18 protein-coding genes, 1 tRNA gene and 1 pseudogene are annotated in these 14,428 nt (G+C 68.1%); 10 read left to right on the top strand and 10 right to left on the bottom strand.

Features of this window, described 5'->3' with window-relative positions; translation table 11 throughout:
* Nucleotides 1-79: 79 nt before the first annotated feature.
* A complete protein-coding gene (locus AAFF41_RS00450; protein ID WP_343323196.1) occupies nucleotides 80-1,705 on the top strand; it encodes a M48 family metalloprotease in 1,626 nt (541 codons plus the stop codon).
* 297 nt (nucleotides 1,706-2,002) lie between these two features.
* Here the strand turns inward: AAFF41_RS00450 and AAFF41_RS00445 are convergent, their stop codons facing one another.
* A complete protein-coding gene (locus AAFF41_RS00445) occupies nucleotides 2,003-2,221 on the bottom strand; it encodes a hypothetical protein (protein ID WP_319752611.1) in 219 nt (72 codons plus the stop codon).
* Between the two features lie 33 nt (nucleotides 2,222-2,254).
* On the bottom strand, nucleotides 2,255-2,623 hold the full coding sequence (locus AAFF41_RS00440) for a hypothetical protein (RefSeq protein WP_343323195.1): 369 nt from the start codon (nucleotides 2,621-2,623) through the stop codon (nucleotides 2,255-2,257).
* Between the two features lie 115 nt (nucleotides 2,624-2,738).
* Between AAFF41_RS00440 and AAFF41_RS00435 the strand changes: the two genes are divergently transcribed.
* Entirely contained in the window at nucleotides 2,739-3,218 is a 480-nt protein-coding gene (locus AAFF41_RS00435; protein WP_319752574.1) for a hypothetical protein, read from the top strand.
* Nucleotides 3,219-3,366: 148 nt separating this feature from the next.
* Nucleotides 3,367-4,047 (top strand): hypothetical protein, encoded by a 681-nt coding sequence (locus AAFF41_RS00430; protein ID WP_319752573.1) that lies wholly within the window; start codon nucleotides 3,367-3,369, stop codon nucleotides 4,045-4,047.
* Between the two features lie 187 nt (nucleotides 4,048-4,234).
* Here the strand turns inward: AAFF41_RS00430 and AAFF41_RS00425 are convergent, their stop codons facing one another.
* Complete coding sequence (locus tag AAFF41_RS00425) at nucleotides 4,235-5,851, bottom strand: ISL3 family transposase (protein WP_343323194.1); 1,617 nt, start codon at nucleotides 5,849-5,851, stop codon at nucleotides 4,235-4,237.
* Nucleotides 5,852-5,977: 126 nt separating this feature from the next.
* Between AAFF41_RS00425 and AAFF41_RS00420 the strand changes: the two genes are divergently transcribed.
* Complete coding sequence (locus AAFF41_RS00420; RefSeq protein ID WP_319752572.1) at nucleotides 5,978-6,148, top strand: hypothetical protein; 171 nt, start codon at nucleotides 5,978-5,980, stop codon at nucleotides 6,146-6,148.
* Here AAFF41_RS00420 and AAFF41_RS00415 read toward each other — a convergent pair.
* From AAFF41_RS00415 to AAFF41_RS00400, 4 genes and pseudogenes are all read right to left on the bottom strand, one after another.
* Nucleotides 6,126-6,441: pseudogene (locus tag AAFF41_RS00415) on the bottom strand (transposase); the annotation flags it as partial. The gene AAFF41_RS00420 and the pseudogene AAFF41_RS00415 sit on opposite strands and share 23 nt — an antisense overlap.
* Nucleotides 6,442-7,091: 650 nt before the next feature.
* Nucleotides 7,092-7,394 (bottom strand): hypothetical protein, encoded by a 303-nt coding sequence (locus AAFF41_RS00410; protein WP_319752570.1) that lies wholly within the window; start codon nucleotides 7,392-7,394, stop codon nucleotides 7,092-7,094.
* Nucleotides 7,395-7,612: 218 nt separating this feature from the next.
* Nucleotides 7,613-7,993 (bottom strand): toxin Doc, encoded by a 381-nt coding sequence (locus AAFF41_RS00405; RefSeq protein ID WP_319752605.1) that lies wholly within the window; start codon nucleotides 7,991-7,993, stop codon nucleotides 7,613-7,615.
* 8 nt (nucleotides 7,994-8,001) lie between these two features.
* Nucleotides 8,002-8,250, bottom strand: a complete 249-nt coding sequence (locus AAFF41_RS00400; protein ID WP_319752569.1) for an antitoxin MazE7 — start codon at nucleotides 8,248-8,250, stop codon at nucleotides 8,002-8,004.
* 185 nt (nucleotides 8,251-8,435) lie between these two features.
* Between AAFF41_RS00400 and AAFF41_RS00395 the strand changes: the two genes are divergently transcribed.
* The 3 genes from AAFF41_RS00395 (at nucleotide 8,436) to AAFF41_RS00385 (ending at nucleotide 10,366) form a co-directional block, all read left to right on the top strand.
* Nucleotides 8,436-9,038, top strand: a complete 603-nt coding sequence (locus tag AAFF41_RS00395; protein ID WP_343323193.1) for an RNA polymerase sigma factor — start codon at nucleotides 8,436-8,438, stop codon at nucleotides 9,036-9,038.
* Nucleotides 8,969-9,736, top strand: coding sequence for an ISAs1 family transposase (locus AAFF41_RS00390; protein WP_343323192.1), 768 nt, complete (start codon nucleotides 8,969-8,971; stop codon nucleotides 9,734-9,736). Before AAFF41_RS00395 ends, AAFF41_RS00390 begins: the two co-directional genes overlap by 70 nt.
* Nucleotides 9,737-9,982: 246 nt before the next feature.
* Nucleotides 9,983-10,366 carry a hypothetical protein gene (locus AAFF41_RS00385; protein WP_183127833.1) on the top strand — a complete coding sequence of 128 codons (384 nt, stop codon included), beginning with the start codon at nucleotides 9,983-9,985 and terminating at the stop codon, nucleotides 10,364-10,366.
* Here the strand turns inward: AAFF41_RS00385 and AAFF41_RS00380 are convergent.
* Entirely contained in the window at nucleotides 10,261-10,701 is a 441-nt protein-coding gene (locus AAFF41_RS00380; protein WP_319752565.1) for a transposase family protein, read from the bottom strand. The two genes, AAFF41_RS00385 and AAFF41_RS00380, sit on opposite strands and share 106 nt — an antisense overlap.
* A 425-nt stretch (nucleotides 10,702-11,126) precedes the next feature.
* Nucleotides 11,127-11,558, bottom strand: coding sequence for a hypothetical protein (locus AAFF41_RS00375; RefSeq protein ID WP_343323191.1), 432 nt, complete (start codon nucleotides 11,556-11,558; stop codon nucleotides 11,127-11,129).
* Between the two features lie 579 nt (nucleotides 11,559-12,137).
* Between AAFF41_RS00375 and AAFF41_RS00370 the strand changes: the two genes are divergently transcribed.
* The 3 genes from AAFF41_RS00370 (at nucleotide 12,138) to AAFF41_RS00360 (ending at nucleotide 13,992) form a co-directional block, all read left to right on the top strand.
* Nucleotides 12,138-12,800: an ATP-dependent DNA ligase gene (locus AAFF41_RS00370; RefSeq protein WP_319752564.1), complete on the top strand. Its 663-nt coding sequence runs from the start codon at nucleotides 12,138-12,140 to the stop codon at nucleotides 12,798-12,800.
* A 204-nt stretch (nucleotides 12,801-13,004) separates the two neighbouring features.
* Nucleotides 13,005-13,592, top strand: a complete 588-nt coding sequence (locus AAFF41_RS00365) for a hypothetical protein (protein ID WP_343323190.1) — start codon at nucleotides 13,005-13,007, stop codon at nucleotides 13,590-13,592.
* A gap of 325 nt (nucleotides 13,593-13,917) precedes the next feature.
* Nucleotides 13,918-13,992 (top strand) — tRNA-Gln (locus AAFF41_RS00360).
* Between the two features lie 202 nt (nucleotides 13,993-14,194).
* Here the strand turns inward: AAFF41_RS00360 and AAFF41_RS00355 are convergent.
* Nucleotides 14,195-14,365 (bottom strand): cold shock domain-containing protein, encoded by a 171-nt coding sequence (locus tag AAFF41_RS00355; RefSeq protein ID WP_319752562.1) that lies wholly within the window; start codon nucleotides 14,363-14,365, stop codon nucleotides 14,195-14,197.
* Nucleotides 14,366-14,428 lie beyond the last annotated feature (63 nt).

Here is a 14,428-nt window from a genome sequence, read left to right as displayed (position 1 = left end):
AGGGGGGCGGCGGACCTGCTCGGAGAGCTGGGGGTAGGATCCGCGAGCGTCGTTGGCCCGTTCGGGCTGGCCGAGCCCTGTGGGGGATCTTCCGACGACGTTCCGGCTGCGCGCTGTCCGCGCGCTCGTGCTGCTGGCCGGCTTCTTTCTGATGGGCGTGGTTCTGCTGGCGGCCATGGCGGTGCTCGACTGGCTGCTGGTGACACGGTTGTTCACCGCGCGGGCGGCCTGGTTCGAGGGCGCGGTCCTGACCGTCACCGTTCTGCTGGCGGTGGCGATTCTGCGGGGCATGTTCGCCTTTCTGCGGGCCGGGCGTCTGCGCCGGGTGCCGCATGGGGTGGCGGTCACGCCGCAGGACCAGCCCGAGCTGTGGGAACAGGTGTGCGCCGCCGCCGAGGTGACGGGGGAGCGGCCGCCGGACGAGCGCTACCTGGTCCCCGAGGTCAACGCGGGGGTCGCTGAACAGAGCCGCCTGCTGGGGCTGTTGTCCGGACGGCGCCGTATGTTCTTGGGCCTGCCGCTGCTCGCCGGGCTGACCGTCCCGCGGCTGCGCGCCGTCCTCGCCCACGAGTTCGGGCACTACGGCAACCTCGACACCCGGCTCGGCGGTGTCACGATGCGCGGCCGGGAGGCGGTACTGCACACGGTGGAGGTGTTCCGCGAGGGCAGTACTCAGCTGCACTACGCGATCGGCGCCCTGTACATCGGCTACGCCCGGATGTTCCTGCGGACCTCGCAGTCCGTGGCCCGCCACCAGGAGCTCGCAGCCGACCAGGTGGCCGCCCGGCACGCGGGCCGTGACGCGACGGCCGCTGCGCTACGCACCCTTCCGGTGCTCGACGCCGCGCACACCCACTACCTGGAGATGTACGCCGCGATGGGCGGGCCGTTGGGAGCGCTGCCGCCGGTGGGCGAGGTCCACGGCGGTTTCCGACGGCTGCTCGCCGCCCGAACGGGGGAGCGGCTCGCTGCGCTCTCCGCCGGGCAGCGTCCGCCGCGGCCACACCGGTACGACTCGCACCCGCCGACCGCCGAACGGATCGCCCTGATCGAGGAACTGCCCGCCGACGACCGAACCGACGGGTCGGCCGACGAGCCGGCCGCGCTCACCTTGTTGCACGACCCGGACCGGGTGTTCGCCACGCTGGAGGCGCGCACGCTGCCGCACGAGGCGGTGCGGCTGCGGCGCATGAGTTGGGACGACCTTGTCATGGCCCGTGCGGTCGCCGACGCGGAGGGCTGGTCCCGGCCGCTGCGGCTCGCCGTCGCCAGGACGCTGCGCTCTGCGGCGCAAGTCGCGGACGGGGCGGCGCCCGCACGCCGGGGTGCCCCGGCCGAGAAGGTGGAGGACGCTGAGTTGCCCGGTCTGGAGGAAGTGCTCGACGCGTTCGACCGGGGCCTGCTGTGGATGGAGGTCGCGGACCGTATACCCAAGCCCACCCAGGCGGCGCGGCTGACCGGGGCATCGGCCCGCAACTTCATCCGGCCCAAGGTCTACGACGGGCTCGCGGGCATGATCCATCTGCGCCTCGCCGGGACCGGACACGCCGCCCCGGACATCGCGTGGTCGGGGCAGCCCGGACTCACCCTGCCCGAGGCGTGGGAGAAGGACATGGACGACGCCCTCGACGCGGCCGTCGCCGACACGCCCGACACCGCGCCTCTGCGCGCCCTTCTCGCCGGCACCCACCGCGTGTCCGCGTAACCGCCGCTCGAACTTGCGATCCCCCACACCGCCCAGGTGCTGGAGTTCATGTCTTGCAAACCTGGCCAGTGGAGCTGGTGGCCGGGTCGCTGGACGTCACGGGCTGGCCCCCTGAGCACAAGACACCGTAGCCGCGACATAGGGGTCCGTTTCTGGGCCCGTCCTCAATCCGTCACCCCACAACACCACATTTCGCCGGTTCCCCGCGGAGGGTGTGGGGTGGGCGGCGGCCGAAGCCACCGCGAGACGGTCAGGCGGCGGGCTGCCGGCCCTGGTTGTCGAGGTGGCAGCGGGCGGTCAGGCGTCAGGGTCGACTTCGGGGTGCGTGAACCGCACGGGTTTGCCCAGCGACCGGGCGTAGGCGATTTCGGCTCGGGTGCTGTCTCCGATGTAGTCGCCGACTAAAGCGCCTAAGTTCGCGATTTCTGAGGCGCTGGCACCACGAACTTGGCCCTGCCGGCCGGGATCCTCGGCTGTGTACGGCTCGGTTCCGACTGATTCGGTGTCGAAGTGCATGACGTTTTCGGTGCCCGGTGAGCCGATCCGTGGTCAGCCGACTTCAGGTACCGCGCCAGGCGGAGCAGGCTCCTCCGCGGTGACACGCCGGATGTGGCCTACCCACGAGTCCGGCGTCAGGGAGGACCACTCAACGTCGATCTCAACGCCGTGGAATATGCGGGTGAGGTCCGCAAGCTGTGTGAAGATCGCCGTCTGTACCTCCTCAGGGGCCGCGTCGGCGGGCATCGGGACCTTGCCGCATCCGCCACCCGAGTCGTCGGCGATGAACGTGTAGGGCCACACGTCTTGCCCAGTCAGCAGGATGATCTCCTTCGGTATGCCGAAGGGGGCCGCTTCTTCTTCGTCTTGGGTCGCCTCGCCACGGTGCCATCCATCCTGACGGACCGCGGGGTCAGGCACCCGCCATACACACCTCAGCCACCACAACCAGGCCTGACCAGAGCCGCATGACGCCACCCACCCAGGTGAAGGTAGGTTGATCGCCAGTCGGCTGGGGCCATGGGGAGGAACTGCTGTGACAGATATCGAGGTCCCGGGACCTGAGCCCGACTGGCAGCCGGCTACACAACCGCCGTACTACACCGGCAAGAACCCCGCCCACCAGTACAGCGTCTGGGAGCACTCCGCTCCGCTGTTCCAGATGGTCGGAGCGCTGGCGCTGCCAGTACAGCCTGTGGCCCAGCGGCTACGTCTGCACGTGGAGCGGTCGTGGGACGGGTTGGACGAACTCGACGTCGTTCTGTTCCGGCTGGATGGGTTCAGCTTCGCGATCAGCAAGCACGACGGCAATCCGCTCGGCGTCTCGTATGTCTGGCTCACCCAACCGCACGAGCAAGCCGACAAGGCCCTGGACACCCTCTTGGAGGTAGTCGGGATCGGGGAGGACGTCGTCGCGTTCCGTGGGGACGCTCACGATTTCCGAGCAGAGCGGGTATTCACCGGACAGGACGTTGGCTCCTGTCAGCAGTCAAACAATTCCCCACGATCTGCATGATCAGCGTCACGTAATTCGGCTCTGTCGGAGATCTTGTGATGAGCCGGGACACGGTAGTTGGAACCTGGCCACGCATATTGGAACTGGGGTGGTTCGCGACGTTCCTGGTGGCGGCCTGGCTGTCACCGGTATCGGCTTGGATGGGCACGTGACTGTCTATGACGTAGCTCGCCAGCTCCCTGCCATCGCCGACCTGCGGGACCTGTGCCGTTCACTGGCGATGCTCGATGCGATCCTCAGCCCGGACTGGGAAGACCGGTACTACTCCATGAACGCCAATTGGGCCGACGGCGAGGAGATGGCCTCGATGCGCAACGGGTCGGGAAACGAGTACTCCATCGTGTTCTCGACTGCCGGGGCTTATATACGTGGCTTCGACCATGAATCGCCGATGAGCCCGTATGACAATGACGGCGAGCCCTGGCTGGGAGTGATCGACGAGGTCCCCGAGCTCTTCAAGCCCTTCGTCGAGGAGTCAGCGTTCACCGACGAGGACGGCGTCCCTGTCGTGACGGCCTGCTTGTGGCGGGGAGCGACGGACGATCGGTGGCATCACGGGACGATCGATTTCCCCGATCGCGCTGTCGATCCTGACGGAGCGACGGGCCTGTTCGAGCTCCTGGTCGACCGTTCGCCAGAAGCGTTCCAGCGCTTCGCCGAGGACTACTACGAGGTCCCCGTGGACCTGGAGGCCGTGAGCCAGGTGTATGCCTTGCGGCCGCTGAGCCCGGAGCTCGTGTCGTTGCTGAACCCTGAGGTCAGCTTGACCGGCCTGGCCCAGGACATCTCCGAGGTCGGCTACCCGCAGCCGGACCAGGAGTCGACCTGAACGCCATTTTGCGGGAAGTGAAACGCGGGCCGGTGTTGTTTCACTATCTCGATGGTCCGGGGGCCAGAGCCAGTCAGGACTACTGCGTGCGGCAGGCCATCGCAGACCAGCAAGAACGATTCGCCCACCGTGTCCGACCCCTCCATCAGCCCGCAGATGGCCCGCAGCATATGGCGAGGCTTGGCGATCACGTCCTGAGGAGGATGCGTCTGCGGAGCAGATCAAGATTGGCGCGGCCGTAGCCCATGCGCTTGAGGAGCTTGGCTCTGGTCACGTGTCCCTCGACCTGGCCAGAGCTCCAGGGCGTAGATAGGCCGGCGGTGACGGCGTCCAGGTCCCGTTTCATGCCGTTGACCAGGGAGTGCAGGGCGGGCAGGTCGTCTGTGAGGACGCGGTCCATCCATGCGGGCAGGTCGTTGCCGCGCAGGTCGTGCATCATGTCCGCGAAGTCGCGGACATGGCGTGCGGTGGCGTCGAGGTGTGGGCAGGCGGCCCGGATCTCTTGGAGTTCGGCCGCGTCGGTCTCGGCGAGGTGTCCGGGGTGGGTCATGATCCAGCGGACGACGCGCCGGAGTTTCGGTGCCGGCCTCGGCTCGGGAGCGGGCGTGGGCGGGTTCTTCGGCTTGGGGGTGTGCGGCTTTTTGAAGGGGCGGAAGTATCGACGGACGCACTGGATGTCGCCGGTGAAGCCGTGCGCGCGCAGTTCGCGGTGCAGCTGTGGGATGTCGTGGCAACCCTCCGCCCAGCGTATGTGCAGGTAGGGCTTGTGTTCGTCGAGAATGGATGCCCGGTTGGTGGCCTTGACGAGCAGTTCGTCGAGACTCCGGGCGCGGGCGGAGCGCCGGACGGTGGAGTAGTCCAGCCGCAGCCGGCGGCTGATCGCGGCCAGGGACTTGCCCTCGGACAGCAGTTGCTGCACCGCCGTGTACCGCTCGGTGGTGCGGGCCACCAGCCGCCTCGGACGCCCGAGGACGTCCCGGGTGCCGTCCGGCAGGACGAACGACGGTTCCTCCACGGGCGGCTCCGCCGTCCCGCTGGGGGCGGTGGCGCACTCCGTGACGGCCGTGGGCGTCGTGAACGCCCTGCGGATGCACTGGTCATGGGCTCCGACCGTCTTCTCCACTGCTTCGGCGAGGTTGCGCAGCAGGTGCCAGGCGTCTGCCACTTGCCGGGCCTGCGGAGCCCCGCTGCGGGCACCTTCGGCGTAGGAGCCGGCCCGGTCACGGCAAGTGACTTCGACTTCCGGATGGCCGCGCAGCCAGGCGGCCAGCGGCTCGGCGTCTCGGCCCGGCAGCACATCGACCGGGCACCGTCCTTCCAGGTCCACCAGGATCGTGCCGTACGAGTCGCCCTTGCGCAGCGCGAAGTCGTCGACCCCCAGGACGCGCACGCTGACCTGCGGTAACTCCGGTAACCCGCGAAGGAGTTCAAGGAGCTTGTCCTTGGCGACGCGGATGCTCAGCGCGGCCGCGAGCCGTGCACCCGGCCGGCCCGCCAGACACGCGGCGATTGACGTGAGCAGCGTGCGCAGCAATGGTGTGTACCGGGCATGCGGGCTGGTCAGCCCTTCGATCTGCTCGGCGAACGTCACGGCCGGACACTGCGGGTTGATGCATTTGAACCGGCGCACCACGAGTTCGACCACCGCCGGGGCTCCGCCGACGGGCACGTCAGCCAGCCGGCGCGCGTACCGGCCGTGCACACGCCACGACACCACCCCGCATCTTGGGCACCTCGCAGTCGGTACCGCGGAGTGAGCACAGAACGTGACCGTCCCGGCCGCACGCTCGATCGACTCGACCACCACACCAGCTAAATGCGGCAGCAACCGCCCCAAACCCCCTGAACCGCACACTTGGTAGATACCCAGGTCGGACAGGTGACGTCACAAGATCCCCGACAGAGCCGAATTACGTGACCGTCGACACACGTGGCGCTGGACCAGCGGTTCCTCGCACATGTGCAGGGCAACGACTGGACTGTTCCGCAGCTCACTGACGAGGAGCTGCTCGCGTTGGAGGCCGCACTTTCTGGTGGCGTCACTGGCCGACTCAAGTTTGCATCAGCAGAACCGTTGATCACCGAGAAGGGATCCGCGTGAGCGGTCGGGGCCCTGGCCGTGAAGCCGTTTCTCTGCGTGTGAGGCGGCGAACCATGATGTCGATCATCGCCCATCGGATCATCGACTCCGAGTGTGCCGGGCTGGTCTCGTAGACCCGGGCAAGGCGCCGGTGGGCGGTGATCCACGAGAACGTGCGCTCCACAGCCCACCGCTTGGGTTTGGACCTGGAAACTGCGCTGGTCGGGGGATTTGCGGACGATCTCCAGCTCGCGGCCGAGGATGATGGCGGTCCAGTCGACTAAGCGGCCGGCGAAGCCCTGGTCGGCCCAGACTTTTACGAGCGCAAGGCCGAGCACTTCCTCGCCTTCGTCGGCCTCGCCAGCGCTCTGATCTGCTACCGGCGACCGCTGTGATCAACCATTCTGAGCAGCAACGCCGGCAAACAGAACAGCCGCCGCACCGAGAACGAGCAGGTGAACGGACCCAGCGATCCACAACCGCAGGCCGATCAACCCACCTCCCGCCACGACCGCTGCGCAACCACAGCTCCACGCCCCGCGCCGCCCGGCTTGGGCAGTACGAATGCCGGGGGATTTGAAGTCATCACCCGAGAACATAAACATGCATCCCGAGCCAGGCGATAAGCATGACCGACACCGGTAGAAGCGCGATCGCGAGTCCAAGATCCAACCACACCGAAGGACGCTGCATGTCCGCCAGCATGCTGCGCCACCCGCAGATACACCTGAGTATGGGTACTCATCCTGCACGCCAACTGAGACGACCACTCAGCCACCGGTTTCAAGGTCCGCTCTTCGCTCCCCAGCCTCCCCACATACATCAAGAACCAACCAAGTAAGGCAAGGAGCGGCCCCGGCTGTTTTCACGAATCGCCGGCGCCCGGTTGGGATCTGTCGGCCTTTCACGGTGCCGGTGCCGGCCCCCGACCGCCGTGCAGCGGTCCGGGGCCGGCACCGGGCTGTCAGGCGATGAACAGGCTCCTACCGGGGGCCGGGTTCATCATCTCCCCCGGCTTGACGGTGGCTCTCACCCGCCCGTCGCAGGAGGGCCCCGACCACACGAAGGCCGTCTCGTCGGTGAAGTTGGCGACCTCGGAGGGCACGAAGTCCCCCAGCGGGTAGCAACCCGACGGGGACAGGTGGGGCGCCCTGTCGATGAACAGCACGCCATTGGCCGCCTGCGCCGTACCCGGCGCCGCCAGCGCTAGCGTCAGCGCCACCGCGCACGCTCCGAGCACCCGCGCCGCGCATTGTGTACCACGCATCCGTCGTCCACCTGCCACTTCCATCTCGCCCGAACCACTGCCGTCACGCAACGTAGCAGAACGATTACATATGGTGACGAATGTGTGTAGTGAAAGAGGGACGCGGAGAAACGGTCACGGGAGGCGGGAGGGACGGCAGCGCCCCGGAGGCAGGCCGAAGCCGTTGCGGCTCCTGGACCTGCGCACGAGAGCTGACGAACCCGTCGTGGCTGACAAGCTCATTCGGTCGGGTGCATGGAGCGCAGCCGGTCGGCGATGTCGTAGACGGTCAGGCGCAGTCCACGGATGTCGGTGACGAGGTCGCGCCAGGGTTCGTATGCGGTGTCGATGCTCTCGCCGGACGCCCGGATGTAGGCGATGGCGACGCCATACCCGAAGTACTCGTTGCGGGCCGGCAGGGGCCGCAGCAGCACGATCTGCTCCAGCAGTGCGGCCGCCCGCCAGTACGCGTCCGGCGATCCGACCTCGATCTGCGGGGTGTTCACCCGGTGCCGTGCGACGGCGGCCACCAGTGCCGAGTAGTCCCGTACGGCGAGTTCCTTGCCGAGCAGTTCCTCCTGCCGGTCAAGGAGCCACCGGATATCGATATGCAGTTCGATGGGCAAGGTCAGGCCGCCCGGCTGCTGGTGTGAGCCGCCTGGGGGAGACCCCCGAAGTCACGATCGAACGCCTCGGCGATGCCGGGCTGTGCGATGGCTTTGCGGAACTCGGCGGTGGCCACGCCCAGGTTGAGCTGGTTCTCCTGCTCGATGGCCAGCTCGGCGAGGAGAGCGCGCACGCTCGTGCCGCGGGCGGCGGCGATCGCGGCGAACCGGTCCCGCGTCTCGGTGTCGATCTTCACTGTGGTGTCAGCCATACTCCAAGTATGCATCCATGACTACCTCCATGAATACCGTTCGGGGAATATGCCGGTCCCCGGTGCACGCGGAAAGCCGCGAACACTTTGCCGGGGGATGCCTGGGCGGTCGGCGCGAACGCTCCGCGTGCCACGCGACAAGTACGGGTTGAGACCGCCGTCGGGCGGTCGGAGACGGAGGATCCGTGGAATCGGATCACAAACACGAGGGCAGCGATGACAGGGACGCCCTGCTGACGTGCGCTGTGGGCGACCCGGCCGCGTTCACACCGTTGGTGGAGCAGTTCTCGCCCGCTCTGCACGGCTACTTCGCCCGTCGCGCGCCGGGTGCTGCCGACGACCTGCTGGCCGAGGCGTGGCTGCAGGCCTTCGCAGCGCGCGGCACCTTCGACGCCTCTCGCGGATCGGCTCGGGGATGGCTGTTCGGGGTGGCCCGCAACGTCCTGGCCGGGCACTTCCGGCGGGCTGGGCGGGTGATGGTCACAGCCGACCCTGTTGAGGTCGACCCGTGGCAGGCGGTGGACCAGCGGCTGGACGCCGCCGCCCTGGCACCTGAACTGCGCCGGGCACTGGCCGATCTGCCCGCTGAGGAGCGGGAACTGTTGCTGCTGGTGTCCGGGGAGGGACTGACGCCGACGGAGGCCGCCGCTGTGGTCGGGATCCCCGCCGGCACGGCTCGCTCCCGCCTGCACCGTGCACGCGGCCGGCTGCCCTGGCGGTGGACGGCAAGAGCGCCCGGGGCTCGCGCCACGACGACACCCCCGGCGCGCATCTGCTCGCCGCCATGACCGGTGACGGGCTGACCGTCACGCAGTTGCGGGTACCGGACAAGACGAATGAAATCACCTGCTTCGCCGGCCTGTTGGCCCCGTTCGACCTGACCGGGGTGACCGTGACGGCCGATGCCCGGCACGCACAGCGTGGCCACGCCCGCTTCCTGGTCGAGGACAAGAAGGCGCACTACGCGCTGTGCGTGAAGAAGAACCAGGCCGGCCTCTACGAGCGGCTGCACACGCTGCCCTGGACGGAGGTGACCGCGAAGTTCTACAACCGTAGCGAGGGGCATGGCCGCAAGGAGACCCGCGTGGTCCAGGTCCTGACCGTCGACGGCCTCGACTTCCCGCACGCCGCCCAGGCCGCCCGGGTCGTACGCCATCGCACCTGTCTGAAGACCGGCAGGCGCAGCCGCGAGACGGTCTATGTCATCACCGACCTGACCAGCCAGGAAGCCTCCCCGCGGCGACTGGCGAAGATCATTCGCTCGCAGTGGGTGATCGAAAACAGACTCCACTTCGTCCGTGACACCGGCTTCCTCGAGGACGCATCCAAGGTGCGCACCCAGCACGGCCCGGAGAACATGGCCACCCTCCGCAGCTTCGCGATCAACCGCCTCCGCGCCGCCGGGCACCACAACATCGCCGCCGGACTCCGCGAGATGTCCTACGAGCCGTTCACTCGCCCTCTGGCTCTCCTCGGACTCCGCTGACCAGCACGGACGCATGAACAGTCAGACACTTTGAAACCACCCTGCCCCCAACCCCAGCCCCAACTCCCGCCCGCAGTACGAGCCTCTGAGCAGCCTGTATGGCAGCTATGAACGTCGTTGACAAGGTCAGAACAAGTCCGCAGACTGTGCCTTTCACACAGGGCATCTCGGAGGGGGACACTCGAAATGGCTCGCACAAAAGCAAGACTCGGCGCACTCGCCGGAACACTCGCTCTCGCAGCCGGCATGACGCTGACGAACGCCGGACCGGCTTCCGCCGCTCCCACTTTCACCTTCAGTTACCAGTCTTTCTCCAACGGCGACTACACGATCAACGTCTACAACAACGGAGTGCTCGCAGGGTCGGCGGATTGGTACGCGGACCCCCACGGTGTCTACGGTCCCGGAACGGGAGACACCGTGGGTGCGTGGGACGGCCTGGCCGACGGTTACGGGATCGCGGCCCATCTGGCCGGCGACTACCGGATCGCCACGACCGCCGGGCACGCCTCTCCGTACACCGACTACGTATCGGGTGACATCCCCGAAGACACCCCGCTGATCCTGCGCGCGTACGTCGTGAAGGGCGGCGACGTGGCGTATTCGCTGGGAAAGACCGTGTACTCCTGACCGGAGGCCCGGGGGAGTAGAAGCCCACGCGTACATCTGATCGTCGCGGTGCTCGGGGCGGTGCGAACGGTGAAGGCGGACACGGTCCGGGCGCCGAGCCGGGCCAGGGTGTCCTGCGGAGCGTTTCGCGCCCCCTGTCCGATCGCCGCGAAGGACCGGGCCCCGCACATGACCGCGGAGCAGGCCGCCAGCAGCACGCTCACGAACGGGTGACGCCTGCCGCGCCGGTCACGTGGATCAGGCAAGGTCGCCAGCCTCGACGGCAGTTCGCCGACCGCGCGATGCCGACGCGAGGGCGACTTGACCAGACACACAGTGGCAGACTGACGACACATCGAAGCTCCGGTCGGTACAGGCGACTTGGTAGGTCACCGGCATCAACCGGAGCTTCGTTGTGTGCGTGACGGCCCGCCACCCCATCACCACGTTGCCGTGACCAGCACGGATCGTTGATCGAAAAGACTTTGAAACCGCCCTGCGGCTTCCTGTTGGCCGAGCCCCAGAAGTTCGTTAGGAGCGAGAGCCGCGGCGAGGCCCTCCAACTGGTTTTGGTATGAGGCCATCTGCCGGATCACGACATCCAGAGGTTCATAGGGGCGTCGCCCTCCCCGTTCACACGGATATCGGACTCTAGCGACTGCCCCCGACACGGGGGCAACGGGGTTTGCGAACCCGCGGAGGAACCGCCCCTGCCTGCCGAACTGTTAAGAATCCCACCCAGAGCGGTCCGCCGCTGTCAGGGCGACCCGACGACGACCGCTCATGCCCAGTCGGCCGGTGCGTCTGGTACGAGTCGGGATCTGCGCCATGGACGGCACGGCGCCCCAGGCGGTACGAACGGCACGGCGCTGAACAGCTGGGGCTCCTCCAGGGCGACGGCCAGCATGGGGTCGATCACCTGTACCGGTCCGAACAGCGCCGAGGCCTCGATCGGCGGCACTCCGCCCGGAAGTAGCCCCAGCGACCGCGGAGCGACCAGGTACCGGCCCCACCCCGCCTTCACACCCCGCCCGCCCGGTTGCGGCTGTGCCTGCTGCACCGGCTCCTGCCGCTGCTCGCCCTCACCGGCCGCCGCGCCCGCGACCGGCTGTTGCTGCCCGGCCTCGCCCGCGGCGGCCTGCGCACGCGCACCCTTCGCGCCCCTGCCGCCATTGCCCGGCTTCACGTTGTTGCCGTCTTGCTGCTCACTCATCACCCAACCGCCGTCTCACAGAAAGAAGTCGTCGCACGCCCCGGATCATCAAACAGCCCGCTGGCCGGGGAGCGGGCGTGCTCGCGCTCCCCGGCCGACTGCCGCCGCGCCATCGCTTCGCAGTCCCGGCACGGCAGCACCGGACCAGCCAACGCCCTCTCGTCCACGGGAGAAGAAAGTCCACGGGAGAAGAAGGAGGAGCAGGCGCTGCTCGGTCGGGGGTCACATGCCCAGCAGCGACAGCTGCCCGAAGGCCCCCGGGCCCTGGAACTGGCCACCCTGGCCGAAAAAAGGATCTGCGGCTGCGGCATGTGCAACTCCTCCTTGAGAAGTCTCTTGGGGAAGCACAAGCGAAACGGCGACCGTAAGGGCCCGGCCCGCCGCCACCGAGCAGCAAACCATCAACCGACCAAGAACACATTCCAGGGCATACCGCCAAGCGGCGGAGCCGCCCGGGCGGTGCGTTGACGATCAGCCACGGGGCGGCGGCCGCCCCGGGTCGCAAGCGGTCGGCGGCACCGGGAGAAGGGCGCTGGGTGGCCCGGGCGGGCAACGGGGCGCAGGCTGGGGAGTATGAGCGTGGATCCGCCCCCTGGCGCCGAGGGTGTGCTGCCGTTGCTGGCGCCGATGCTGGCGGTGATCGGCCCGCCGCCCGGGCCCAGGACCGAGGCGGAGTACGCCTACGAGACACTGTGGAACGGGGCGCGGGTCATTACCCACCTGCCCGGCGACGGAGGCCTGCGCCTGCTGTCCCAGACCGGGGTGGACGTCACCGCCCAGTACCCTGAGCTGGATGTCCTCGCTTCCCTGCTGCCGGGACCGGAAGCGGTGCTCGACGGGGAGATCGTCGCGCTGGATGACGTCGGGCGGCCGTCGGTGGAGCGGCTGCAGCAGCGGATGAGTCTGCACCAGCCGGAGGCGATCACCCACGCCCTTGAGGAGCTGCCCGTCCAGCTCATGCTCTACGACATCCTCTACCTCGGCGAGCCGGTCGTGCAGCTGCCCTACACCGCCCGCCGCGACCTCCTCGACGACCTCGGGCTCACCGGTCCCGGCATCAGCGTGCCGGCGGCCTGGCCCGCACTAGCCGCCCAGGCCCTCCAGCACAGCCTCGCCGAGGGATTCGACGGCGTGGTCGCCAAACGCCTCGCCAGTCCCTATCTGCCCGGCCGCCGTACCCGCGACTGGATCAAGATCAAGCACATCGAAGCGGACAGGAAGCCCTCCACAGCGACGGGTTAACGAGCTCACGTAGCCCTTGGAGGGGATACGCCCGAAAGGCGCGGTGCGCCCTACTTCTCGGGGCCCGGCGCACCGGGCCCTGCGCCTCCGGCTTCGCTCTGCGGTTGTTTCGGGGCTTGTATCCGGGCCCGTCCTAGACCATCACGTTCGCCTTCGCCACGCTTGCGCCGGTTTTGGGTTTCTGATCCGGATAACGGGCAGCTCGTGCTTCCATGGCTGTGCGGTGCGCCCGGGAATCACTCCGGGGCGCACCGCACAGCGCGCCTTGAGTCAGCCGATGCCGAAGGGCTGACCCACCTGACCGAAGCCGACGCCGGGCTGCTGGTGCTGCTGCGGGTACGGCTGGCCGAACGACTGCTGGCCAAAGCCACCGCCCCACGGCTGCTGACCCTGCAGGCCATGCTGACCCGCCTGGCTCTGCTGGACCAGAGTCAGGATCGCGGTCGGCAGCGCCTGTTGCACGGACTGCTCCACCGCGCTGCGCACGCCCTGGGTCAGCGTCGTGTGCAGTGCGACAGCCAGGTACGGGTGCGCCTGGTGGGCCAGGCCCTGCTGCTGCAGCTGCTGATGGACCTGCTGGATCTGCTGCAGCGTCTGCTGCATGCGCTGCGCAATCTGCTGACTCGCCTGCTGACAGGCCTGCTGGATCGCCTGCTGGACCACCTGTGCGAGCTGCTGCTGCGGGCCACCCATCTGCGGGCTGCCGATCTGCTGGCCAAACTGCTGCAGGGCGGGGTACCGGTCATCACCGACATGAAGACTCCATTCGACGCAACGGGGAAGCCGACATAGGGGAATATGTTGTCTTTTTCGGAATGATTCCGACGCGCTGAAGCTATGGTGACGTCACCCCGGCCGCAATCGGGCGAGTCGCTCAGAAGCAAAGAACCCCCCCGATCGGATCCGGCAACCGCCCACCCGTGCGTCACGGAGCTGCGCGCGACAGCCACAACTCACCAGCCCGAGGGCCTACCGGTACTACAACAATCCTCCCGTCCGACACGCCGGGCACACATCACGGAGCATCACGCAGAGCACGCGTAGAGTAGGCAAGGCCGTACAGCGATACGCGGTAGGGCACGCACGGTTGGCCGAGCCCCGCGGTCTTCGGGGCAAATGGGATATGGGGTAATTGGCAGCCCGACGGTTTCTGGTTCCGTTAGTTCAGGTTCGAGTCCTGGTATCCCAGCCAGCGCGGGAGCCGCCCATCCCGGAAGGCACGGAGCGCGTCGACGCCGAGGCGCGCGTACCGCTCCGGGAAGCGGACGGAGACATGGCGGGAGCGGCCGGCAGCATCGGGGTGGAGGTGCCGCGCTCGGCGTCATGGATGAGCGCGGCCAGACATGAATGCCCGGCACCCTCCTTCCGGTGCCGGGCCTGTTCGGGCGCCGGGGTCAGATGACGCGGATGTTCTCCGCCTGGGGGCCCTTCTGGCCTTGGGTGATGTCGAACTCCACGCGCTGGCCCTCCTGCAGTTCGCGGTAGCCCTGACCGGCGATGTTGCGGTAGTGGGCGAAGACGTCCGGGCTGCCGCCCTCCTGCGAAGGGGATGCCGAACGAGTCACCGGAGTTCGGCGGAACCGGTGGCCGCCGCTCCCGTGGGGGCGAGGGGCCCAAGAAGGCGTACG

The sequence above is a fragment of the Streptomyces mirabilis genome, assembly GCF_039503195.1.
In the GTDB taxonomy this organism is placed as follows: domain Bacteria; phylum Actinomycetota; class Actinomycetes; order Streptomycetales; family Streptomycetaceae; genus Streptomyces; species Streptomyces mirabilis_D.
The sequence above is the reverse complement of the archived record's forward strand: the minus strand, read 5'-3'. Positions and strand labels throughout refer to the sequence as shown.